Origin of the sequence: Micrococcus sp. KRD070 (assembly GCF_017168435.1) — a bacterium.
GTDB classification, from domain to species: domain Bacteria; phylum Actinomycetota; class Actinomycetes; order Actinomycetales; family Micrococcaceae; genus Micrococcus; species Micrococcus luteus.
Map to the genome: position 1 here is coordinate 178,853 of NZ_JABFNH010000024.1, position 22,494 is coordinate 201,346.

21 protein-coding genes are annotated in these 22,494 nt (G+C 72.8%); 8 read left to right on the top strand and 13 right to left on the bottom strand.

The annotated features are described in order from the left end of the window. On the bottom strand, positions 1-589 hold a 589-nt coding region (locus tag J1M38_RS10465; protein ID WP_206501241.1), incomplete at its 3' end, for a protein kinase. A gap of 108 nt (positions 590-697) precedes the next feature. On the opposite strand from J1M38_RS10465, the gene lipB reads away from it, so the two are divergent. From lipB to J1M38_RS10480, 3 genes are read left to right on the top strand one after another with little or no spacing between them, the layout of a single operon-like run. Beyond that, positions 698-1,399 (top strand): lipoyl(octanoyl) transferase LipB, encoded by a 702-nt coding sequence (lipB, locus tag J1M38_RS10470; protein ID WP_036314221.1) that lies wholly within the window; start codon positions 698-700, stop codon positions 1,397-1,399. After that, positions 1,396-2,403: a lipoyl synthase gene (gene lipA / locus J1M38_RS10475; RefSeq protein ID WP_002857341.1), complete on the top strand. Its 1,008-nt coding sequence runs from the start codon at positions 1,396-1,398 to the stop codon at positions 2,401-2,403. Before lipB ends, lipA begins: the two co-directional genes overlap by 4 nt. A 26-nt stretch (positions 2,404-2,429) precedes the next feature. Beyond that, on the top strand, positions 2,430-3,242 hold the full coding sequence (locus J1M38_RS10480; protein ID WP_044659516.1) for a DUF4191 domain-containing protein: 813 nt from the start codon (positions 2,430-2,432) through the stop codon (positions 3,240-3,242). A gap of 122 nt (positions 3,243-3,364) precedes the next feature. On the opposite strand, the gene J1M38_RS10485 is transcribed toward J1M38_RS10480, so the two are convergent. Then, positions 3,365-3,865: an RDD family protein gene (locus J1M38_RS10485; RefSeq protein WP_049146950.1), complete on the bottom strand. Its 501-nt coding sequence runs from the start codon at positions 3,863-3,865 to the stop codon at positions 3,365-3,367. A 151-nt stretch (positions 3,866-4,016) separates the two neighbouring features. On the opposite strand from J1M38_RS10485, the gene glnA reads away from it, so the two are divergent. Then, positions 4,017-5,441: a type I glutamate--ammonia ligase gene (gene glnA / locus J1M38_RS10490; RefSeq protein ID WP_036314201.1), complete on the top strand. Its 1,425-nt coding sequence runs from the start codon at positions 4,017-4,019 to the stop codon at positions 5,439-5,441. Positions 5,442-5,594: 153 nt separating this feature from the next. After that, entirely contained in the window at positions 5,595-6,599 is a 1,005-nt protein-coding gene (locus J1M38_RS10495; RefSeq protein ID WP_036314199.1) for an LLM class flavin-dependent oxidoreductase, read from the top strand. 66 nt (positions 6,600-6,665) lie between these two features. On the opposite strand, the gene J1M38_RS10500 is transcribed toward J1M38_RS10495, so the two are convergent. Both J1M38_RS10500 and J1M38_RS10505 read right to left on the bottom strand, forming a co-directional pair. After that, positions 6,666-9,788, bottom strand: coding sequence for a bifunctional [glutamine synthetase] adenylyltransferase/[glutamine synthetase]-adenylyl-L-tyrosine phosphorylase (locus tag J1M38_RS10500; protein ID WP_082067608.1), 3,123 nt, complete (start codon positions 9,786-9,788; stop codon positions 6,666-6,668). A 10-nt stretch (positions 9,789-9,798) separates the two neighbouring features. Beyond that, positions 9,799-11,139, bottom strand: a complete 1,341-nt coding sequence (locus tag J1M38_RS10505) for a glutamine synthetase family protein (RefSeq protein ID WP_044659515.1) — start codon at positions 11,137-11,139, stop codon at positions 9,799-9,801. 40 nt (positions 11,140-11,179) lie between these two features. Here J1M38_RS10505 and panB point away from each other — a divergent pair, with 40 nt between their 5' ends. Continuing rightward, complete coding sequence (panB, locus tag J1M38_RS10510; protein ID WP_206501254.1) at positions 11,180-12,016, top strand: 3-methyl-2-oxobutanoate hydroxymethyltransferase; 837 nt, start codon at positions 11,180-11,182, stop codon at positions 12,014-12,016. A 68-nt stretch (positions 12,017-12,084) separates the two neighbouring features. Here the strand turns inward: panB and J1M38_RS10515 are convergent, their stop codons facing one another. After that, positions 12,085-12,297, bottom strand: coding sequence for an SPOR domain-containing protein (locus J1M38_RS10515; protein ID WP_036340724.1), 213 nt, complete (start codon positions 12,295-12,297; stop codon positions 12,085-12,087). An 89-nt stretch (positions 12,298-12,386) separates the two neighbouring features. On the opposite strand from J1M38_RS10515, the gene map reads away from it, so the two are divergent. After that, a complete protein-coding gene (gene map / locus J1M38_RS10520) occupies positions 12,387-13,196 on the top strand; it encodes a type I methionyl aminopeptidase (RefSeq protein ID WP_206501242.1) in 810 nt (269 codons plus the stop codon). 21 nt (positions 13,197-13,217) lie between these two features. Further along, positions 13,218-14,042 carry a polyphosphate--glucose phosphotransferase gene (gene ppgK / locus J1M38_RS10525; protein ID WP_049146942.1) on the top strand — a complete coding sequence of 275 codons (825 nt, stop codon included), beginning with the start codon at positions 13,218-13,220 and terminating at the stop codon, positions 14,040-14,042. 158 nt (positions 14,043-14,200) lie between these two features. On the opposite strand, the gene nrdR is transcribed toward ppgK, so the two are convergent. The 8 genes from nrdR to J1M38_RS10565 form a co-directional block, all read right to left on the bottom strand. Next, positions 14,201-14,695 (bottom strand): transcriptional regulator NrdR, encoded by a 495-nt coding sequence (gene nrdR / locus J1M38_RS10530; RefSeq protein WP_002855838.1) that lies wholly within the window; start codon positions 14,693-14,695, stop codon positions 14,201-14,203. A 43-nt stretch (positions 14,696-14,738) separates the two neighbouring features. After that, entirely contained in the window at positions 14,739-18,335 is a 3,597-nt protein-coding gene (gene dnaE / locus J1M38_RS10535; protein WP_044659512.1) for a DNA polymerase III subunit alpha, read from the bottom strand. Between the two features lie 107 nt (positions 18,336-18,442). Further along, positions 18,443-19,405, bottom strand: a complete 963-nt coding sequence (locus J1M38_RS10540; RefSeq protein WP_082067607.1) for an RluA family pseudouridine synthase — start codon at positions 19,403-19,405, stop codon at positions 18,443-18,445. Positions 19,406-19,409: 4 nt separating this feature from the next. Further along, on the bottom strand, positions 19,410-19,880 hold the full coding sequence (lspA, locus tag J1M38_RS10545) for a signal peptidase II (RefSeq protein WP_115166288.1): 471 nt from the start codon (positions 19,878-19,880) through the stop codon (positions 19,410-19,412). 56 nt (positions 19,881-19,936) lie between these two features. After that, on the bottom strand, positions 19,937-20,536 hold the full coding sequence (locus J1M38_RS10550) for a DivIVA domain-containing protein (protein ID WP_073116553.1): 600 nt from the start codon (positions 20,534-20,536) through the stop codon (positions 19,937-19,939). A 139-nt stretch (positions 20,537-20,675) separates the two neighbouring features. Further along, on the bottom strand, positions 20,676-20,972 hold the full coding sequence (locus tag J1M38_RS10555; RefSeq protein ID WP_049146938.1) for a YggT family protein: 297 nt from the start codon (positions 20,970-20,972) through the stop codon (positions 20,676-20,678). 7 nt (positions 20,973-20,979) lie between these two features. Beyond that, positions 20,980-21,612, bottom strand: a complete 633-nt coding sequence (gene sepF / locus J1M38_RS10560; RefSeq protein WP_127435625.1) for a cell division protein SepF — start codon at positions 21,610-21,612, stop codon at positions 20,980-20,982. 110 nt (positions 21,613-21,722) lie between these two features. Further along, a partial coding sequence (locus J1M38_RS10565; protein ID WP_206501243.1) for a YggS family pyridoxal phosphate-dependent enzyme occupies positions 21,723-22,494 on the bottom strand: 772 nt, incomplete at its 5' end.

Here is a 22,494-nt window from a genome sequence, read left to right on the forward strand (position 1 = left end):
CCTCGGGGGCCGCGAAGCCCGGCGTCGCCCCGGCCCCCGACGCCCCGCCGACCACCCGGGCGACGCCGAGGTCGGCGAGGGCCGGGCTGCCGTCGACGCCGAACAGGACGTTCGCCGGGGACACGTCGCCGTGCACCACCCCCTCGCGGTGCAGGCACGCGAGAGCCTGGGCGATCGGGACGAGCACGGTGACGGCCTGCCCCGGGCTCAGGGGTCCGACCCGCTGCACCATGTCCTGCAGCGTGCCGGCCGCGCGGTGCTCGGTGAGGACCCCGAGGCCCCGGTCCGTCTCCACCACGCCGAGCACGCGCAGCAGATGGGGATGCGCGACCCGTCCGGCCTGCGCCTCCGCCGCCAGCGCATCCGGCGCCGCGCCGGCACGGGGCACCTTCAGGGCGGCCCGGACGCCCCGACCGTCCTCGACGAGCCAGACCTCCGCCTGGGCGCCCGCGCCGAGCAGCCGGACGGGTTCCCAGCCCGGGGCGCGCGGCGCAGCCGTGCCCGGCTCCGACGACCTCTCCGGTTCGGTCTCCGGCCCGCCGCCGACGCGTCCGGCCGCGCCGCCGTCCGCCTCGTCCCAGTCCCGCATCGGTCTCCCCTCTCCGCCGCGCCGTCCGTTCCAGCCCAGGGTGCCGCATGTCCCCGAGCGTCACGGCGGTTGTCCACAGGTCCGGGCCCGAGGACTACAGTGGACGTCATGCCCGAGACACCCCTGCCGCCCCTGCGCGTGCTCGGCCTGGCGCCCGACCTGGTGGACTACCACGCCGCCTGGGACGCCCAGCGCGCCCTGCACGCGGACGTCGTCGCCGGCCGCTCCGACGGCGAATTCCTCCTCCTGGAGCACGAAGCCGTCTACACGGCCGGTCGTCGCACCGAGGACGCCGAGCGCCCCACGGACGGCGCCCCCGTCGTGGACGTGGACCGCGGCGGCAAGATCACATGGCACGGGCCGGGCCAGCTGGTCGGCTACCCCGTGGTCCGGCTGCGCGACCGTGCCCACGTCAAGGACTACGTCTGGTTCCTCGAGGAGCTGCTGATCCGCACCGCCGCCGAGTTCGGCGTCACGGCCGTCCGCGTGGACGGGCGGGCAGGCATCTGGGTCCTCGCGGACCGGGACGACGACGGCACGGCCCGCCCGGACCGCAAGGTCGGCGCCATCGGCCTGTCCATCCACGACGGCGTCTCCATGCACGGCTTCGCGCTGAACTGCTCCAACTCCCTGGCCCCCTACGAGGGGATCATCGCGTGCGGCATCACGGACGCCGCCACCACCACCCTGTCGGTCGAGACGGGCCGGACCATCACGCCGGCCGACGTCGTCCCGGTGCTCACCCGTCATCTGGACGAGCTCGGGCCGGCGTACATCGCCGTCACCCCCACGGAAGGAATCCCCGCATGAGCCTCGCCCCCGAAGGCCGCCGCCTGCTGCGCGTGGAGGCGCGCAACGCCGAGGTGCCCGTCGAGCGCAAGCCCGAGTGGATCAAGGCCAAGGTCCACATGGGCCCCGAGTACATCGGCCTGAAGAACAAGGTCAAGTCCGCCGGCCTGCACACCGTGTGCGAGGAGGCCGGCTGCCCCAACATCTTCGAGTGCTGGGAGGACCGCGAGGCCACGTTCCTCATCGGCGGCGACATCTGCACCCGCCGGTGCGACTTCTGCGACATCACCTCCGGCAAGCCGCGTCCCCTGGACATGGAGGAGCCGCAGAAGGTCGCCGAGAACATCCGCGAGATGGACCTGCGGTACGCCACCGTCACGGGCGTGGCCCGTGACGACCAGAAGGACGGCGCGGCGTGGCTCTACGCGGAGACCATCCGCCGCATCCACGCGCTCAACCCGGGGACCGGCGTCGAGATCCTGCCGCCGGACTTCGGCGCGGTGCCGGAGCTCGTCCAGCAGGTGTTCGACGCGCGGCCCGAGGTGTTCGCGCACAACCTGGAGACGGTGCCGCGCATCTTCAAGCGCATCCGCCCGGCCTTCACATACGAGAAGTCCCTCAAGGTGCTCACGATGGCCAAGGCCGACGGGCTCGTCACCAAGTCCAACCTCATCCTGGGCATGGGCGAGGAGGACCACGAGATCGACCAGGCCCTGGTGGACCTGCACGAGGCCGGCTGCGACATCATCACCATCACGCAGTACGTGCGGCCCTCGAAGCTGCACCACCCCATCGACCGCTGGGTGAAGCCGCAGGAGTTCGTCCAGTGGTCCCAGCGCGCCGAGGAGATCGGCTTCCAGGGCGTCATGGCGGGCCCGCTGGTGCGCTCGTCGTACCGCGCGGGCAAGCTCTACGCGCAGGCCATGCAGCGCCTCGGCCGGACCCTGCCGGAGAACCTGGCGCACCTGGCCGGGGAGAAGACCGCCCGCCAGGAGGCCTCCGCTGTCGTCGCCCAGATGTCCTGAGCCGCCCGACTAGACTGGATCCCGTCATGACGAAGAACAGCCAGCCCCCCGCATCCTCCTCCGGCTCCACCTCCGCCACGGTCAAGGAGGTCAAGGCCATGCAGCGCGAGCGTCGCCGCCACGAGAAGGAGCAGACGAAGGCCCAGCGCCGGGACAAGCGCGCCGCGAAGGGCCCGGGCGTGATCTCCCAGCTCAAGCAGGCCTACGCCATGACCAAGGCGCACGACCCCAAGGTCGGTCTGTGGATGCTGCTGGCCTTCCTGGCCGCCCTCGTCGTCGGCCTCGTCATCGGCCTGCTGCTGGACAACTGGATCACGTGGCTGCTCATCGCGATCCCGTTCGGTGTGCTCGCCGCCGTCGTCATCCTGAACCGGAAGGCGCGCCGCGCCGGGTTCGCCCAGCTCGAGGGCCGCCCCGGCGCCGCCGGCGCCGCGCTCTCCACGCTGGGCCGCGGCTGGATCGTGCCCGAGCAGCCGGCCGCCGTGAATCCGAAGACCCAGGACCTCGTCTACCGCGCCGTGGGCCGGCCGGGCGTGGTGCTGGTGACGGAGGGCCCCTCCCCCCGCGTCGCCGCGCTGGTGGTCAAGGAGGAGAAGGCCATGCGCCGCTTCCTGCCCGGCGTGCCCGTCACCGTGGTGGAGTCCGGCAACGGCCAGGGCCAGGTCCCGCTGCACGAGCTGCCCGGCACGCTCAAGGGCATGAAGAAGGCCCTCACGGCGCAGGAGGTCCAGGCCGTGGACAAGCGTCTGACCGCGCTCAACACCAACCGGCTGCCCATCCCCAAGGGCGTCGACCCGAACAAGGTGCGCCCGAGCCGGCGCGCCATGCGCGGCCGCTGAGCGCCGACGCACCCGCGCGAAAGGGGGGCGCCCCGCCGAGGATTCGGCGGGGCGCCCCCCTTTCGTCGTGTCCGGCCTCGCGTCGAGTCGGATCCGGCGTCGTCCGGCGCGGGCCGGTGCGCTCACATGCGGATCTCGACGGTGCCGGCGACCTTGTCGTGCATGCCGCGGCCGTCCGGGCCGACGACGACGGCCGGCAGCACGAGGCACAGCAGCGCCGTGCGCACCACCACGCGGTGCACGGGGGCGGTCCGGCCGCCGAGGCGCACCACCTGGGTGCGGCACACGGCCTTGCCCACGGTGGTGGCCAGCAGGGTGATGCCCAGGATGTGCATGGTGGCGAAGACCATCAGGGTGGCGATCGCGTCGGAGTCGAAGAGCAGCCAGGACACGCCCAGGGCCAGGAACCAGTCGATCACGAGGGCGACGGCGCGGCGGGCCGCAGTGGCCATCGAGGTCGGGCCGTGCTCGGGCAGGCCCAGCAGGTCCCCCGGCCAGCGGCCGCCGGCCAGGCCGCCGCCCGGACCGTCCACCCAGCCGGCGAGGTCGCGCCGGGTGATCAGCGGCTCGTCGCGGCGGGTCGGTTCGGGCTCTTGCGCGGGGTCGGGTGCTCTGCGTGCCACCGGCCCAGCCTACCGGCGCGGAACCGCGAGGCTCGCCGTGGGGCGTCACCGACGCCCACGGAGGCCGCCGGGCAAGTAGGGTGATGACACCCGCCACGCCAGCGCCGCCGTGCCGGACATGCCACCATCGTCACGACCACAGGAGCGCACCATGTTCACCTCCCCCGCGGACGTCCTCGCGTACATCAAGGATGAGGGGATCGAGTTCGTCGACGTCCGCTTCACCGACCTCCCCGGCATGCAGCACCACTTCAACGTGCCCGCCTCGAGCGTCGACGAGGACTTCTTCGTCACGGGCCAGCTCTTCGACGGCTCCTCGATCCGGGGCTTCGCCGGCATCGCCGAGTCCGACATGCAGCTCATCCCGGACGTCGCGACGGCCTTCGTGGACCCCTTCCGGGTCCGCAAGACCCTCACGATGAACTTCTCCATCGTGAACCCCCGCACCGGCGAGCCCTACCTGCGCGACCCGCGCGGCGTGGCCCAGCGCGCGGAGGCCTACCTGAGCTCCTCCGGCATCGCCGACACGGCGTTCTTCGCCCCCGAGGCCGAGTTCTTCATCTTCGAGGACGTCCGCTACGAGTCCTCCCCCCGCGGCTCGTTCTACGCCGTGGACTCGGACGAGGCCTGGTGGAACGCCTCCCGCGAGGACGAGGGCGGCAACCTGAGCCACAAGACCGGCCTCAAGGGCGGCTACTTCCCCGTCTCCCCCACGGACAAGCAGGCCGACCTGCGCGACGAGATCTGCTCGGTCCTGGCCGAGGTCGGCCTCGAGGTAGAGCGCTCCCACCACGAGGTGGGCGCCGCGGGCCAGGCGGAGATCAACTACCGCTTCAACACGCTGACCCACTCGGCGGACGACCTGCAGAAGTTCAAGTACGTCGTCAAGAACGTCGCCAACATGTTCGGCAAGTCCGCGACCTTCATGCCCAAGCCCGTCTTCGGCGACAACGGCTCCGGCATGCACTGCCACCAGTCCCTGTGGAACGGCGGCGAGCCGCTGTTCTTCGACGAGAAGGGCTACGCGAACCTCTCGGACACCGCCCGCTGGTACATCGGCGGCCTGCTGAAGCACGCCTCCGCGGTCCTGGCCTTCACCAACCCCACGGTGAACTCCTACCGCCGCCTGGTGCCGGGCTTCGAGGCCCCCGTGAACATGGTTTACTCGCAGGGCAACCGCTCGGCGGGCATCCGCATCCCGATCACCGGCTCCAACCCGAAGGCCAAGCGCATCGAGTTCCGCGCCCCGGACGCCTCGGGCAACCCGTACCTCGCGTTCGCCGCGCAGCTGATGGCCGGCCTGGACGGCATCCGCAACCGCATCGAGCCGGCCGAGCCGATCGACAAGGACCTCTACGAGCTGCCGGCCGAGGAGGCCGCCGACATCCAGAAGGCACCCGCCACCCTGGACGAGGCCCTGAACGCCCTCGAGGAGGACCACGAGTTCCTCCTGGCCGGCGACGTGTTCACCGAGGAGCTGATCGAGACCTGGATCGCGTACAAGCGCGAGATGGAGATCGCCCCGCTGGCCCTGCGCCCGAACCCCTACGAGTTCGAGCTGTACTACTCGGTCTGATCCGCCCGCCGCGGCCCCGACGACGGCCGTTCGTCTCCCACGCCGGAGGCGGGCGGCCGTCGTCGTGCCCGGCCGCGGAATAGTCCGGGGCCGGTGGGCGCTGGATCTGTGGAGACCTCCGCCCGGCCGGGCGGCCCGCAGACCAGGAGCACCATGACCGAGCACACCGCCCCCACCCCCCTGCCGCTGTCCCTGCTGGACCTCGCCCTCGTCCGCGACGGCGCCCCGATGGGCGAAGCCTTCGCCGAATCCGTGGAGCAGGCCCGCGTCGCCGAGGCCGCCGGCTTCCGGCGCGTCTGGTACGCGGAGCACCACAACATGCCCTCCATCGCCTCCTCCGCCACGGCCGTACTCATCGCGCACGTGGCCGCGCACACCGACTCGATCCGCCTCGGCTCCGGCGGCGTCATGCTGCCCAACCACTCGCCGCTGGTGATCGCCGAGCAGTTCGGCACCCTGGCCGAGCTGCACCCCGGCCGCATCGACCTGGGCCTGGGTCGCGCCCCCGGCACCGACCAGCGGACGCTGCAGGCGCTGCGCCGGGATCCGTCGGCGGCCGAGCGCTTCCCGCAGGACGTGCTCGAGCTGCAGGGCTACCTCACCGGCCAGAGCCTGATCCCCGGCATCGACGCCTACCCCGGCAAGGGCACCAACGTGCCGCTGTACATCCTCGGCTCCTCGGCGTTCGGCGCCCAGCTGGCCGCGCAGCTCGGCCTGGGCTACGCGTTCGCGAGCCACTTCGCACCGCAGATGCTCGAGCATGCGGCGCGCCTGTACCGGGAGCACTTCGAGCCCTCCGAGGCCCTCGCGGAGCCGCACTTCATCGCGGCGGCCAACGTGATCGCCGCGGACACCGAGGAGGTGGCCGAGCGGGAGTGGCAGGCCGCGCAGCGGGCGCGCATCCGGATGATGCTCGGCCGGGGCCGCACCCTCACCGACGACGAGGTCGAGATGCTGCTGCACTCCCCCGCCGGTCAGCAGGTGCTCGGGATGCTCGAGTGCACGGCCGTGGGCACCGGCCCGACGACGGCGGCGTGGCTGCACGACTTCGCGGCGCGGGTCCAGGCGGACGAGCTGATCATCACGACGGCGGCCCAGGACGCCGGCGTGCGGCGACGCACCCTGGAGCTGCTCGGGGAGCACGTCGTGCGCGCCTGAGCCGGCGCTCGCGACACCGGAGCACGGCCGGCCCGCCACCCCGTCGAGGTGGCGGGCCGGCGTCGTTCAGAGCCCGTAGAACCGGGTCTCGAACACCTGACGGGCCAGGCGGGTCACCCGCAGGTAGCGCTCCTCGAGCTCCCCGCCGGCCGTGCCCACCCCGCTGAGGCGGGCCACGGCCTCGAGGTCGCGCATGTTCGTGGGCAGCACGTCCGAGACCTTGCCCGTCCACAGCAGCAGGGCGGCGCGGATCCGGGTGGCCAGCAGCCACGCCTCCTCCAGCACGGCGACCTCGGCCTCGGGCAGCAGCCCGTGCCGGGCGATCGCCCGCAGGGCCGGCAGCGTGCCGGTGACCCGCAGGTCCTCGACCTCTCCCGCGTGGCGCAGCTGCAGGGACTGCACCAGCCACTCCACGTCCGAGAGCCCGCCGCGGCCGAGCTTGACGTGCCGGGAGGGGTCCGCGCCGCGGGGCAGGCGCTCGGCCTCCACACGGGCCTTGATGCGCCGGATCTCCCGCGCGTCCGCGGTGGTCAGGTCCCCGGCGTAGCGGACCCCGTCGGCCCACCGCCGGAAGTCGGTGGCCAGGTCGTCGTCGCCGGCCAGGGGCCGGGCGCGCAGCAGCGCCTGACGCTCCCACATCTCCGCCCAGCGCCCGTAGTACTCCCGGTACGAGTCCAGGGTGCGCACGAGCGGCCCCTGGCGCCCCTCGGGGCGCAGGTCGGCGTCCACCTCGAGCGGCCGCTCGCCGGGCAGCGGCGGGGTCGCGGGGCGGTGCAGCAGGGACATCAGCGTCCGCACGACCTCCTCGGCCTGCTCGCGCGCCCGCCCCTCGTCGACGCCGGGGCGTGGCCGGTGCACGAACAGGGCGTCCAGGTCCGAGCCGTAGGTGATCTCCCGGCCGCCCTGGCGGCCCATGGCCACCACGAGCACGTCGGTGAGCGGGTCGGCGTCCCCGACGACGGCGCGCGAGGCCACGCGCAGGGCGCCGACGACGGTGATCTGGTCGATGTCCGACAGGGCCCCGGTGACGGCCTCGAGGTCCAGCAGCCCCGAGATGTCCGCCAGGGCCACGCGCAGGGTCTCGCTGCGGCGCACCTGCCGCACATGGCGCACGGCCGCGGGGGCCTCCTCCGCGGCCACGCGGCGGTCGAGCCGCGCGTCGACCTGGCGCCAGAGCTGTATGGCGCCCCGGGGGTCGAGCTCCCGGTCGTCCCCCACCCAGGCCACGGCCTCGGGCGAGTGCTCGAGCAGGTCCCCCACGAACCGGGAGCCGGACAGGACCAGGCACAGCCGCCGGGCGGCGTCCGAGGAGTCGCGGAGCATCCGCAGATACCAGGCCGTGCCGCCCAGCGACTCGGAGAGCCGGCGGAAGGCGAGCAGGCCGCCGTCGGGGTCGGCGCCCCGCGCGAACCAGCCGAGCATGGCCGGCAGCAGCTGCCGCTGGACCGCGGCCCGGCGCGAGACGCCCTGCGTGAGGGCCTCGATGTGCCGCAGGGCGCCCTGCGGGTCGCGGTAGCCCAGCGCCGCCAGGCGGTCGCGGACGGCCTCCGCGGACAGCCGCACGTCCTCGGCGGACAGGGCGGCCGTCGTCGACAGCAGCGGCCGGTAGAACACGGTCTCGTGGAGACCGCGCACGGCGCGGCGCACGCGCGTGAACTCGGCCTGGAGGTCCTCGCCGGTGGCGGGGCCCCGGTCGGCGGCGCCGCGCATCGACCGGGCGACGACGCGGCGGGCCTCTTCCTTGACCGGCATCAGGTGGGTGCGCCGCAGGTGCACGAGCTGGATGCGGTGCTCGAGGGTGCGCAGCCACCGGTAGTGCTCGTCGAACGCCCGCGCGTCTCGCGTGGTGACGTAGGAGGCGGCGTGCAGCGCCCGCACCGCGTCGAGCGTGCCGCGCACCCGCAGCGACTCGTCCGCACGGCCGTGCACGAGCTGGAGCAGCTGGGCCGTGAACTCGACGTCGCGCAGGCCGCCGGGCCCGAGCTTGATCTCCCGCTCGCGCTCCGCGGGGGCGAGGGTGTCCAGGACCCGGGCGCGCATGGCCCGGACGGACTCGACGAACCCGTCGCGCGCGGAGGACTCCCACACCCGGGGCCAGATTTCCGCGATGTAGCGCTCGCCGAGCTGTGGCGAGCCCGCGATGGGGCGGGCCTTGAGCAGGGCCTGGAACTCCCAGCCGTGGGCCCAGCGGCGGTAGTACTCGGCGTGGGACTCCACGGTGCGGCTCAGGGCGCCGTCCTTGCCCTCGGGACGCAGGTTGGCGTCGACTTCCCACAGTCCCGGCTCGGGGGCCGCGCCCTGGATCACGCGGCCGATGCCCGCGGCCAGCTCGGCCGCGAGCGCGGCGGCGCGCGGCCCGTCCGGGACCTCGGCGTCGGGGTCCGCGCCGTCCGCGGCCTCGCGGACGGCGTGGGCGAACACGACGTCCACGTCTGAGACGTAGTTGAGTTCGCCGGCGCCGCACTTGCCCATGCCGATCACGGCGAGGTCCACGCGGTCCACCACGGGGCCCTCCCGCTCGGTGAGGACGGCCCGTGAGACGGCGAGCGCCGCGTCCACGGCGGCGCCGGCCAGGTCCGCGAGCCAGCGGCCCACCGAGGGCATGGCCGCCGTGGGCTCGGCGGAGTCGAGGTCGCGCAGGGCGATCGCGGCCAGCTGGCGGCGGTAGGCGCGGCGCAAGGCGACGGCGGCGTCCTTGCCGGTGACGGCCGCGAGGGGGCGGTCGGCGTCCGGGTCGGCGTCCACCGAGTCCAGGAGCAGGCGGCGCAGGGCGGCGGACGCATCACCCCAGGGCTCGCCGGCGGTCGGGTCGGGCTGGGCGAGGGCGGGCGCGGTGGCGGCGGCCGCGTCCGGGTCGAGGACGAGGTCCAGTTGCTCGGGACGGCGGATGAGGAACTCGCCGAGGGCCTCGGAGGCGCCGAGCAGCCGCAGCAGGCGGGCCGTCGTCTCGGGGTCCCGGAGGGCGTGGTGGACGCGGGGCTCGCGCTCGGCCAGGCGCACCCACAGCAGCAGGGCCCGGTCGGGATCGGCGGCGTGGCCGAGGAGCTCGACAAGGGGACGCACGTCCACGCCCTCGAACTCGGGCGAGGTGAGCAGCGTCTGCACGCGGCCGGCGTCGGCGACGCCGGCGTGCGCGAGGGTGCGGCGGTCCGGGGCGTCGGCGGTCGCCGCGTCGGGCAGGGCGGACACGGCCGGCGCCTCAGAGGCCGGAGAGGTAGCGCCGCAGCTCGTACGGCGTGACCTCCACCCGGTAGTCGTCCCACTCCTGGCGCTTGTTGCGCAGCAGGGCGTCGAAGACGTGCTCGCCCAGAACGGATGCCACGAACTCGGACTCCTCGGCGGCGCGCAGGGCGTCGTGCAGGGTGCCGGGCAGGGGGACGTGGCCGAGCACGCGCCGCTCGTGGGTGGTCAGCGCGCTGATGTCCTCGGCGGCGGACTCGGGCAGCTCGTAGCCCTCCTCGATGCCCTTGAGCCCGGCCGCGATCAGCAGGGCGTAGGCGAGGTACGGGTTGGCCGAGGCGTCGATGCCGCGGTACTCGATGCGGGCCGAGCCGGCCTTGTCCGGCTTGTACAGGGGCACGCGCACGAGGGCGGAGCGGTTGTTGTGCCCCCACGAGGTGTACGACGGGGCCTCTCCCCCGCCCCAGAGGCGCTTGTAGGAGTTCACGAACTGGTGGGTCACCGCGGTGATCTCCACGGAGTGGCGCAGCAGGCCCGCGATGAACCGGCGGCCCGTGACGGAGAGCCGGAACTCGTCCGCGGGGTCGTAGAACGCGTTCGCGTCACCCTCGAAGAGGGAGAAGTGGGTGTGCATGCCGGAGCCCGGGTGGTGGGAGAACGGCTTGGGCATGAACGTGGCGTAGGTGCCCTGGGCGGCGGCGACCTCCTTGACGACGGTCCGGAACGTCATCACGTTGTCCGCCGTCGTGAGCGCGTCCGCCGCGCGCAGGTCGATCTCGTTCTGGCCGGGGCCGTTCTCGTGGTGGCTGAACTCGACGGAGATGCCCATCCCCTCGAGGAGGCTGACGGCGTCGCGGCGGAAGTCGGCCGCGTCGGAGCCGGGCACGTTGTCGAAGTAGCCCGCGCGGTCCACGGGCACCGGCTCCCCGTCCGGGCCGGGCTGGTCCGACTGCAGGAGGTAGAACTCGATCTCCGGGTGGGTGAAGCACGTGAAGCCCCGGTCGGCGGCCCGGTCCAGCACGCGGCGCAGCACGTGCCGCGGGTCGGCGGGGGCGGGGCGGCCGTCCGGGGTGAGCACGTCGCAGAACATCCGGGAGCTCTGTCCCTGGTCGCCGCGCCACGGCAGGATCTGGAAGGTCGAGGGGTCGGGCTGCAGCAGCATGTCCGACTCGGAGATGCGGGTGTATCCGTCGATCGAGGAGCCGTCGAAGCCCAGGCCCTCCGTGAAGGCGTTCTCCACCTCGGCCGGAGACAGGGCCACCGACTTCAGGGTGCCGATCACGTCCGTGAACCAGAGCCGGACGAACCTGACGTCCCGGTCCTCGATGGTGCGGAGCACGTAGTCCTGCTGTCGATCCATGCCGCCACTCTAGACGCGCCGCGTAGACTCCGGCCCATGTCTGCTCCCCAGTCCCCCCTACGGTCCGCCCGCCCCGTCCCGGTACCGGACGGTCCACCTGCAGCGGGCCAAGGACGAGGGCCGGCGCTTCGCGATGCTCACCACCTACGACGCGATGACGGCGGCCCTGTTCGACGAGGCCGGCGTCGAGGTGCTGCTCGTGGGCGACTCGGTGGGCAACACCATGCTGGGCCACCCGACCACCCTGCCGGTCACCCTGGACCAGATGATCCTGTTCACCCAGGCCGTGGTGCGCGGTGCCGAGCGTGCCCTCGTGGTCGCGGACCTGCCCTTCGGCTCGTACGAGGCCTCCCCGCGGCAGGCCGTCGAGTCGGCCGTCCGCCTCGTGAAGGAGTCCGGCGCGCACGCCGTCAAGGTGGAGGGCGACGAGCGCTTCGCCGAGCACGTGGCCGCGATGACGGCCGCCGGCGTCGCGGTCATGGCCCACATCGGCTTCACCCCGCAGTCCGAGCACGTGCTCGGCGGCTACCGGGTGCAGGGCCGCGGCGCGGGGGCGGCCGAGCGGATGACCGTGTCGGCCCAGGCCCTCGAGGCCGCGGGGGCGTTCGCCGTCCTGATGGAGATGGTCCCCTCGGACGTCGCCGCCGCCGTCGACGCCGCACTGCGGGTGCCCACCGTGGGCATCGGCGCGGGCCCGGGCACCACGGGCCAGGTGCTCGTGTGGCAGGACATGCTCGGTCTACGCGAGGGACGGGTGCCCCGGTTCGTCCGTCAGTACGCCCGCCTGCACGAGGTCGTGGGTGAGGCGGTCCGGGCCTATCGCGCGGACGTGCTCGACGGCGCGTTCCCGGCCCCGGAGCACGGCTTCGAGGGCTGAACCCGCCCCCTGAGACGACCGGGCCCCCGTCCCGAGGGACGGGGGCCCGGTGTCGTCCGGTGCCGCGGTCAGGAGGCGTCGTCGACGGGACGGCTGTCCCAGTCGTCGTCGCGCGCGTCCTCGGCGTCGGCGGCCTCGTTGTTCGCCCGCACGCGGTCCATCGCGGCCTGGGCCTCCTCACGGGTGCCGAACGGGCCCAGCAGCTGGGACCAGTCCGACTGGGCGCCCACCTCCACCTGATGCGTGTTGACGTTGTACCAGAACTCGCTCGTCTCGGTCATGGGGGCCACAGTAGCCGGGCCGATAGGCTGGAGGACATGTCCCAGCGTCAGAACCCCGCCGCCCCGTCCAGCCACAACGCGCCCCGCCCGTGCCGGCCGCGATCCCGCGCCCCGAGTACGTCGGCAGGGCCACCCCGGACGAGGGCAACGCCTCGGACGTCTACGACGCCACCGGCGTCGAGCGGATCCGCGCCGCCGGCCGCCTGGCCGCGCAGGCCATGGAGCACACCGCCGCCCACATCCGCCCGGGCGTCACCACGGACGAGCTGGACCGGATCGCGCACGCCTTCCTCGTGGAGCGCGGCGCCTACCCGTCCTGCCTGGGCTACCGCGGCTTCCCGCGGTCCATCTGCACCTCGATCAACGAGGTCATCTGCCACGGCATCCCGGACGGCACCGTCCTGGAGGACGGGGACATCGTCAACCTGGACATCACCGCGTACCTGGACGGCGTCCACGGGGACCACAACCGCACCTACCTGGTCGGCGACGTGGACGAGGAGTCCCGGCTGCTCGTCGAGCGCACCGAGGAGGCCCTGCGCCGCGGCATCCGCGCCGTGAAGCCCGGCCGTCAGGTCAACGTGATCGGCCGCGCCATCGAGTCCTACGCCAAGCGCTTCGGCTACGGCGTGGTGCGCGACTTCATCGGCCACGGCGTGGGCGTGGACTTCCACTCCGGCCTCGTGATCCCCCACTACGACGCGGCCCCGGCCCACGACCGCCTGCTCGTGCCCGGCATGGTGTTCACCATCGAGCCGATGCTCACCCTCGGCACGATCGAGTGGGACCAGTGGGACGACGGCTGGACCGTGGTGACCCGCGACCGCCGTCGCACCGCGCAGTTCGAGCACACGATCGTGGTCACGGACGACGGCGCGGAGATTCTCACGCTGCCGTGACCCGGCACTAAGCTGGGGGCCGTGACGACGCACACCAGCACCGCCCAGCGCTCCTCCAAGTACCCCACGACGATCGGCATCGACGTCGGGGGGACCGGCATGAAGGGCGGCCTGGTCCGCCTCGGGTCGGGGCCGAAGGCCGGCACCCTGCGCGGGGACCGCTTCCGCATCCCCACGCCGCAGCCGGCCATGCCCGAGCCCGTGGCGGCGACCCTGGCGGCCATCACCGCCGAGCTCGACGGGCGCGAGAAGGCGCCGAAGCCCTCCGCCCCGCTGGGCGTGTGCTTCCCCTCGATCGTCAAGGACGGGGTGTGCCTGTCCGCGAACAACATCGACCACTCGTGGATCGGCACCGATCTGCGCGGCACGTTCGAGGAGCACCTGCGCCGCCCCGTGACCGTGGTCAACGACGCCGACGCGGCCGGCCTCGCGGAGGCCCGCTACGGGGCCGGGCGGGGCGTGCGCGGCCTGGTGCACGTGATCACGCTCGGCACCGGCATCGGCGGCGCGATGATCCACGACGGCGTGCTCGTCCCGAACTTCGAGGTCGGATCCCTGGAGCTCGACGGCGTGATGGCCGAGTCGCGGGCCTCCGCGAAGGCCCGGGAGCGCGATCAGCTCAGCTGGGCCGAGTACGCCGAGCGACTGCAGCGCTTCTTCTCCCACGTGGAGCGGATCTTCTCGCCCGACCTGTTCATCGTCGGCGGCGGCATCTCCAAGCGGCCGGACGACTACCTGCCGCTGCTGCGCCTGCGCACCCCGATCGTCCCGGCCCAGCTGCAGAACAACGCGGGCATCGTGGGCGCCGCCCTGGCCGCGCACGGCTCGCTCGCCGACGGCAACTGAGGGCGCAGACACCGAGGGCGGTTCCGGCTTCCCCTCCGGAACCGCCCTCGGCAGTCTTGCCGGGCCGACCGAGGTCGACCCGGGGATCACTGTAGCGCCTGGAGGCCGTGCGCACCACTGCAGCGTCGATCCCGGCCGCGCCGTCGCATCGGCCCAGGTCAGCGGGTGAACAGCCGCGGCTGCACGGCGGGACGGCCGCGGTCGTCCCCGTCACCGGCCCGGAGCTCCGCGATGGCCTCCTCGAAGTCGTCGAGGGACTCGAAGTCCCGGTAGACGGAGGCGAAGCGCAGGAAGGCCACCTGGTCGAGACGGCGCAGCGGATCGAGGATGGCCAGGCCGACGTCGTGGGCGTCCACCTCGGCGTTGCCCGTGGCACGGACCGTCTCCTCGACCTCCTGGGCGAGCATGGCCAGGTCGTCGCTCGTCACCGGCCGCCCCTGGCACGCCTTCCGGACGCCGTTGATCACCTTGGAGCGGTCGAACGGCTCCGCCACCCCGGAGCGCTTGACGACGGTCAGGGCGGTGGTCTCCATGGTGGTGAACCGCTTCCCGCAGGCCTGACACTGCCGACGCCGACGGATGGCGGAGCCGTCGTCGAGGGAGCGCGAGTCGACCACGCGCGAGTCCTCATGACGGCAGAACGGGCAGTGCATCAGCTCTCTCCTCCTGGGCGGGGCACTCCCATGCTACGTCCGCTCAGCCGAGGCAGGCCGGACCCAGCAGGATCTTGAGGTCCCCGAACAGCGCCGGGTTCGGGCTCACCCGGAACTGCGGGCCCAGCTGGAACTCCTGCGTGGCACGCTGGCCCACCAGGGACAGCCGCACCTCCGAGGAGCCCTCGTGGGTGCGCAGCACGTCCGCCAGCTGGCCCATGACCTGCTCCGTGGCCTTGAACGCGGGCAGCGTGATCCGCACGGGGCCGCCGGGGCCGTCCGAGAGCTCCGGGATGGTCAGCTCCATCGCCGACAGGGACACCGACCCGTCGTCCCGGCGCTGCACCCTGCCCTTGACGGCGACGACGAGGTCCTCGGCCAGCATCATCGCGATGGGCGCGTACACCTGGCCGAAGAACATGACGTCCATCGAGCCGCCGAGGTCCTCGATCTCGCAGCGCGCGTACGCGTTGCCCGAGGACTTGGCGATGCGGCGCTCGAGCGTGGTGACCAGGCCCGCGATGGTGACGATCGCGCCGTCCGCGGGCCCGTCGTCGTCGAGCACGCGGGTGATCTGGACGTCGGCGTGCTGGGCCAGGACGCCGTCGAGGCCCTGCAGCGGATGGTCGGACACGTACAGGCCCAGCATCTCGCGCTCGAACGCGAGCTTCTCCTTCTTGGCCCACTCCGGCAGGTCCGGGACGGCGACGCCGTCCGCGGCGTCGGAGTCGTCCTCGTCGCCGCCGCCGAGCGCGAACAGGTCGAAGGTGAACTCGCCGTGATCCTCCTTGCGCTTCTGCGCCACGGTGGCGTCCACGGCCTCCTCGTGCACGGCCAGCAGGGCGCGGCGGGCGTAGCCGAGGGAGTCGAAGGCGCCGGCCTTGATCATGGACTCGATGGTGCGCTTGTTGCACACCACGAGCGGCACCTTCGCCAGGAAGTCGCCGAAGCCCGTGTACGAGCCCTTGTCCTCGCGCGCCTGGACCATGCCCTTGACCACGTTGGCGCCCACGTTGCGGACGGCGCCCATGCCGAAGCGGATGTCCCGGCCGACGGGGGTGAAGGTCAGGTGGGACTCGTTCACGTCCGGGGGCAGCACCGTGATGCCCATGTGGCGGCACTCGTTGAGGTACATGGCCAGCTTGTCCTTGTCGTCGCCCACCGAGGTGAGCAGCGCCGCCATGTACTCCGCCGGGTAGTGCGCCTTGAGGTAGGCCGTCCAGTAGGAGACCAGGCCGTAGGCGGCCGAGTGCGCCTTGTTGAACGCGTAGTCCGAGAAGGGCAGCAGGATGTCCCACAGGGCCTTCACCGCGGCCTCCGAGTAGCCGCGGTCCAGCATGCCCTGGTGGAACGCCTCGTACTGCTTGTCCAGCTCCGACTTCTTCTTCTTGCCCATCGCGCGGCGCAGGATGTCGGCCTGGCCGAGCGAGTAGCCCGCCACCTTCTGGGCGATCGCCATGACCTGCTCCTGATACACGATCAGGCCGTAGGTGGTGTCCAGGATCTCCCGCAGCGGCTCCTCCAGCTCCGGGTGGATCGGGGTGATCTCCTGCTGCCCGTTCTTGCGCAGCGCGTAGTTGGTGTGCGAGTTCGCGCCCATGGGGCCGGGGCGGTACAGGGCGATGGTCGCCGAGATGTCCTCGAAGTTGTCCGGGCGCATCATCTTCAGCAGCGAGCGCATGGGGCCGCCGTCGAGCTGGAACACGCCGAGGGTGTCGCCGCGGGCCAGCAGCTCGTAGGCCGCCGGGTCGTCCACGTCGAGGGTCTCCAGGTCCAGGTCCACGCCCTGGTTCGCCTTCACGTTCTCGAGCGCGTCCGAGATGATCGTGAGGTTGCGCAGCCCCAGGAAGTCCATCTTGATCAGGCCCAGGGACTCCGCCATCGGGTAGTCGAACTGGGTGATGACCTGGCCGTCCTGGAGACGACGCATGATCGGGATGACGTCGATCACCGGCACCGAGGACATGATCACGCCGGCCGCGTGCACGCCCCACTGCCGCTTCAGACCCTCGAGACCCTTGGCGGTCTCGAAGACCTCCTTCGCCACCGGGTCCGTGGCGATCAGCTCGCGGAAGGGCGCGGCCTCCCCGTAGCGCGGGGCCGCGGGGTCCTCGATGTCCTTGAGCGGGATGTCCTTGGCCATCACCGCCGGCGGCAGCGCCTTGGTGAGGGACTCGCCCATCGAGAACGGCTGGTCCATCACGCGGGCCGAGTCCTTCAGGGCCTGCTTGGTCTTGATGGTGCCGTACGTGACGATCATGGTGACGCGCTCGTCGCCGTACTTGCGGGTGACGTAGTCGATCACCTCGGAGCGACGGCGGTCGTCGAAGTCGACGTCGAAGTCGGGCATGGACACGCGGTCCGGGTTGAGGAACCGCTCGAAGATCAGCCCGTGCTTGAGCGGGTCCAGGTCCGTGATGCGCAGCGCGTACGCCACCATCGATCCGGCGCCCGAGCCACGGCCCGGGCCCACCCGGATGCCGTTCTCCTTGGCCCAGTTGATGAAGTCGGCCACGACGAGGAAGTACCCGGGGAAGCCCATCGAGATGATGACGTCCAGCTCGTAGTCCGCCTGCTTGCGCACGTGGTCCGGCACGCCGTCCGGGTAGCGGTAGGCCAGACCGGAGGCGACCTCCTTGATGAGCCAGCTGGTCTCGTCCTCGCCCTCCGGCGTGGGGAAGACCGGCATGTAGTTGGCCTTCGTGTCGAACTCGACCTCGCACCGCTCGGCGATGAGCAGCGTGTTGTCGCAGGCCTCGGGCAGCTCCGCGAAGAGCTCGCGCATCTGCCGCGGGGACTTCAGGTAGTACTCGGTGCCGGAGAACGCGAAGCGGGAGCCGCCCTGGTCGTAGCTGGGCTCGTTGAGCTTCGAGCCCGACTGCAGGGCCAGCAGCGCCTCGTGCGCCTTGGCGTCGTGCTCGTGGGTGTAGTGCAGGTCGTTCGTGGCCACGAACGGCAGGCCCAGGTCCTTGGCGAGCCGGCGCAGGTCCGTCATCACCCGGCGCTCGATGTCGAGGCCGTGGTGCATGATCTCGCAGTAGTAGTTGTCCTTGCCGAAGATGTCCCGGAAGTCCGAGGCCGCCTGCATCGCCTCCCGGTACTGGCCCAGGCGCAGGCGCGTCTGCACCTCGCCGGAGGGGCAGCCCGTGGTGGCGATCAGGCCCTTCGAGTACTGGCTCAGCAGCTCCCGGTCCAGCCGCGGCCACTTGGCGTACACCGAGTCCAGCGAGGCGATCGAGCCCATCCGGAACAGGTTGTGCATCCCCTCGGTGGTCTCGCTCAGCAGCGTCATGTGCGTGTACGCACCGCCGCCGGACACGTCGTCCCCCCGCTGGTGGGGCTCGCCCCAGCGGGTCTTCTCCTTGTCCGTGCGGTGCTGATGCCCGGGGGCCACGTAGGCCTCGAGCCCGATGATCGGCTTGACGCCCGCCGCCTTCGCCTTGGACCAGAAGTCGTAGGCGCCGAAGAGGTAGCCGTGGTCCGTGATGGCCAGCGAGTCCATGCCCAGCCGCTGAGCCTCGGCGAACAGGTCGTCCAGCTTCGCGGCGCCGTCGAGCATGGAGTACTCGGTGTGCGTGTGCAGGTGGACGAAGCCGCCGTCCTTCACGGCGTCGGCGCGGGCGTCGGCGGACACGGTCATGCGGGGTGGGCCTTTCGACGGGGAGGACAGCGGGGCCGCACCAGCCTACTCGTGGTGCCCGGGCGGCGGGGCCGGACCGGGACGGGGGTCACGTCGACGGTGCAGGCTCAGTCCTCGTCGCCGCGCAGCGCCGCCAGGGCGTGGGCGAGGTCCTCCGGATACGGGGAGGTGATCGTCACCGGCTCCCCCGTGACCGGGTGCGGGAACGCCAGCCGGTGGGCGTGCAGCCACTGGCGGGTCAGCCCGAGCTCGGCCGCCAGGCGCGGATCCGCCCCGTACGTGAGGTCGCCGACGCACGGGTGGCGCAGCGCCGAGGTGTGCACGCGGATCTGGTGGGTGCGCCCGGTCTCCAGGTGGACCTCGAGCAGGGTGGCCCGGCCGAACACCTCGAGCGTCTCGTAGTGGGTCACGGACGGCCGGCCGTCCTCGAGCACCGCGAACTTCCAGTGATGGCCGGGATGCCGCCCGATGGGCGCGTCCACGGTGCCGCTCAGCGGGTCCGGGATGCCCTGGACCACGGCGTGGTAGACCTTCTCCGGCACGCGCTCGCGGAACTGGTCCTTCATGGCCGTGTAGGCGCGCTCGGTCTTGGCCACGACCATGACCCCGGTGGTGCCGACGTCGAGCCGGTGCACGATCCCCTGGCGCTCGGGGGCGCCCGAGGTGGTGATGTCGTAGCCGAGGGCGGCCAGGGCGCCCACCACGGTGGGCCCGACCCAGCCGGGCGAGGGGTGTGCGGCCACGCCGGTGGGCTTGTCCACGGCCACCAGGTCCTCGTCCTCGTACAGGATGCTCAGCGCGTCCACGCGCTCTGCCCTCACTTCCAGGGGGTCGGGGTCGTCGGGGACGTCGACGGCGAGGGTCTCCCCCGCCACGGCCTTCGCGGACTTGGCCAGGACGCGGTCCCGGCGGCCGGAGCGCGACTCGGCCCGCACCAGGCCCCGGGTGAACCAGTCCGCCAGCAGCGAGCGGGAGACGCCGAACGCGTCGGCGAGCACCGCGTCGACCCGCCGGCCCGCCTCGGCCTCGGTGACCTCGAGCCGCTCGGTCAGTCCCGGTCTCATGCCCATGTCCTCACGCCTCCCGTGTGCCGTCCAGGCGGCGGCCGGTCATCACGAGCAGGGCGACGCCGATGACGGAGCAGACGATGAACGAGTCCGCCACGTTGAAGATCGCGAAGTGCGGCACGGAGATCATGTCGACCACGTGGCCGCGCCCGAACGCCGGGGGCCGGAACAGCCGGTCCGTGAGGTTGCCGAGCACGCCGCCGGCGAGCCCGCCCAACGCCAGGGCCCACGGCGTCGAGCGCACGCGGGCGATCCCGACGAGGGCGGCCACCGCCACCACGGCTTGGATGACGGTGAACACCCAGGTGTGGTCCTCGCCGATGGAGAAGGCCGCGCCCGGGTTCAGGATGTAGTGCCAGCGCAGCACCCCGGGGATCACCGTGACGGAGTCCCCCAGCTGCATCGTGCTCTCGACCGCGTACTTGGTCAGCTGGTCGAGGGCGTAGGCCAGCACCGCCACGATGAGGGCGGTGAGCACGGCTCGCCGGCCCGCGCGAGGGGATCGCGGGGCCGGCGCGGCGTCGACGGCACGACTCACGCCGTGGGCGTGGGGGGCTCGACGCGCTTCTGGGCGCGGATCTCCCGCAGCTGGCCCTCGATGTAGGAGGTGAGGCGGCTGCGGTAGTCGGTCTCGAAGCTGCGCAGCTGTTCGACCTCGCCCTCCAGACCGGCCTTCTCCTCGGCCAGGGCCTCGAGGGTGCGGGCCTTCTGCTCCTCGGCGTCGCTGACGAGCCGGGCCGCGGTGGCCTCGGCCTCGGCCACGAGCTCGGTGCTGCGCTGCTCGCCCGCGGCGACGTGCTCGTCGTGCAGCCGCTGGGCCATGGCCAGGACGCCGGCGGCGGAGGTCGCGGCCGCGTCGGCGGACTCGGGGGCGGCGGCCGGGGCCGCCTCCTCGACGGAGGCCGGCGTCGCGGCGGCCTGCGGGGTGTCCGCAGCGGGGCCGGCGGCCGGGGCGGCGCCGCCGGCGCGCAGCTCCGCGTTCTCGGACTCGAGCTGCTCGTTGAGGGCGATCAGGCGCTTGAACTCCGCCACGATCTCGTCGAGGAAGTCATCCACCTCGGTCTGGTCGTAGCCCTCGCGGAACTTCGTGGGCTGGAACTGCTTGTTGACCACGTCTTCCCAGGACAGCGCCATGGAACCGTCTCGCTCTCTGCTCGGTGCTCGGGGACGGCCGGGCGGCCCGGCGCGTCGACGGCCGGCGCGCCGGTGAGGGGCGGCGCCGATCCTGCCGCGAAGACTACCACCGGGGCCGACAGCCGCCCCGGGCCGCGGGTCAGGCCACGCCGGCCAGGCTCAGCACCAGGACCCGCAGCAGGACGACGCCGAGGAACACGATGAGGAAGGCCACGTCCAGGCCGATGCCGCCCAGGTTCACCGGCGGCACGGCACGACGCACGGGGCGCAGCAACGGGTCGGTGGCCCCGTACACGCCGCTGGCCAGCACGAGGGCCGCCCCGGTGGGGCGCCAGTGGCGGGCGAACGACTGCGTGACGTCCAGGACGATCCGCACGGTCAGCGCCGCGAGCACCACCGTCAGGGCGAGGTAGGCGAGGGCGAGGAGCAGCTGCATGGGCGCCTCAGTCGCCGTCGAACGGGGAGTCGACCGCGCCGGACTCGCCCTGCTCGGCGCCGACGACGTCCACGGTGGCCGGGGTCAGCAGGAACACCTTGCTGGTGATGCGGGAGATCGAGCCGTGCAGGCCGAAGACGAGGCCGGCCGCGAAGTCCACGAGGCGCTTGGCCTCGTTCTCACCGAGGTCGGTCACGTTCATGATCACGGGGACGCCGGAGCGGAAGGCCTCGCCGATCGCCTTCGCGTCGTTGTAGGAGCGGGGGTGGACGGTGGACAGGGTGTGCACGGAGGCTCCTTCGGCAGACGACGCTGCGGCTCGCTTGATGGGGGTCACCGGGGCCCGGTAGCCCGGGTCGACCGGCTCGGGACGCGCCGGACGCCGGGGTTCGACGGGTTCGGCCGCGGTGGAGCCGGACGGGATCACGGGCTCCGGCCGCTCGGCCGGCTCGGGATCGCGGACCGCAGCGGGGCGGACGGCCTCCATGTGGGGGTCGGTGTCCGGCTCCGCGGGGCGTCGCGCCTCGACGACCTCGTGTCGGGTCGCGGCCTCCCGCTCGGTGGCACGGGGCTGCTCGTCGTACTCGTCGCCGTCGGCCAGGCCGAGGTAGATCATCGTCTTCTTCAGGGCACCAGCCATGAGTCTTCCTTCACCACGTCCTCCGGCCCCGGGGGCCGCCGTCGTTCGTCGTCGGTGCGCATGCGTCCGCACGGTCCTGTCGCGTCCCGCCGGGACGCGCGGGGTCAACGTTAGCCCACCGCGTCCCGGGCCCCCAGAACGTCGGAGCCGATGCGCACCTGTGTCGCCCCTGCGCGCACGGCCGCCTCGAGGTCCGCGCTCATCCCCATGGACAGCGCGGTGGCCTCCGGATGCGTCTGCCGCACGCGCCCGCCGAGAGCGGCGAGCCGGCGGAACGCGTCCTCCGGGTCCAGGCCGCGCGGTGCCACGCACATCAGCCCGCCCAGCCGCAGGCCCGGCAGGCCGGCGACGACGGCCGCGAGGGCGGGGACGTCCTCGGGGCGGGCGCCGCCGCGCGGGCCGATCCCCTCGGGACGGTCCTCGTCGGCGCGGTCGTCGACATCCACCTGCACGAGGCACTCCAGGTCGGGGATCGCGGCCTCGGGCTCGCGCTCGCGCCGCAGCACGAGCGCCCGCGAGAGCGCCTCGGCCAGTTCGGGTCGGTCCACCGACTCCACCACGGACGCGTAGCGCACCACGTACTTGGCCTTGTTGGTCTGCAGCTGGCCCACGAAGTGCCAGCGCGGGGCGTCCGCCCCCAGGGCCGCAGCGACGGCCTCGGCCTTGGGCCGGGCCTCCTGGTCGCGGTTCTCCCCCACGTCGGTCACGCCGAGCGCGGTGAGGCGCACGACGTCCTCGGCGGGGTGGGTCTTGGTCACGACGACGAGCGCGGGCTCCGCCTCGCGCCCGGCGTCCCGCGCGGCGTCGGCGATGCGGGAGTGCACCGCGGCGAGCGCGTCGGCGATCTCCCGGGCGCGGGGGTCCGTCGGGGTCGGCCCGGCG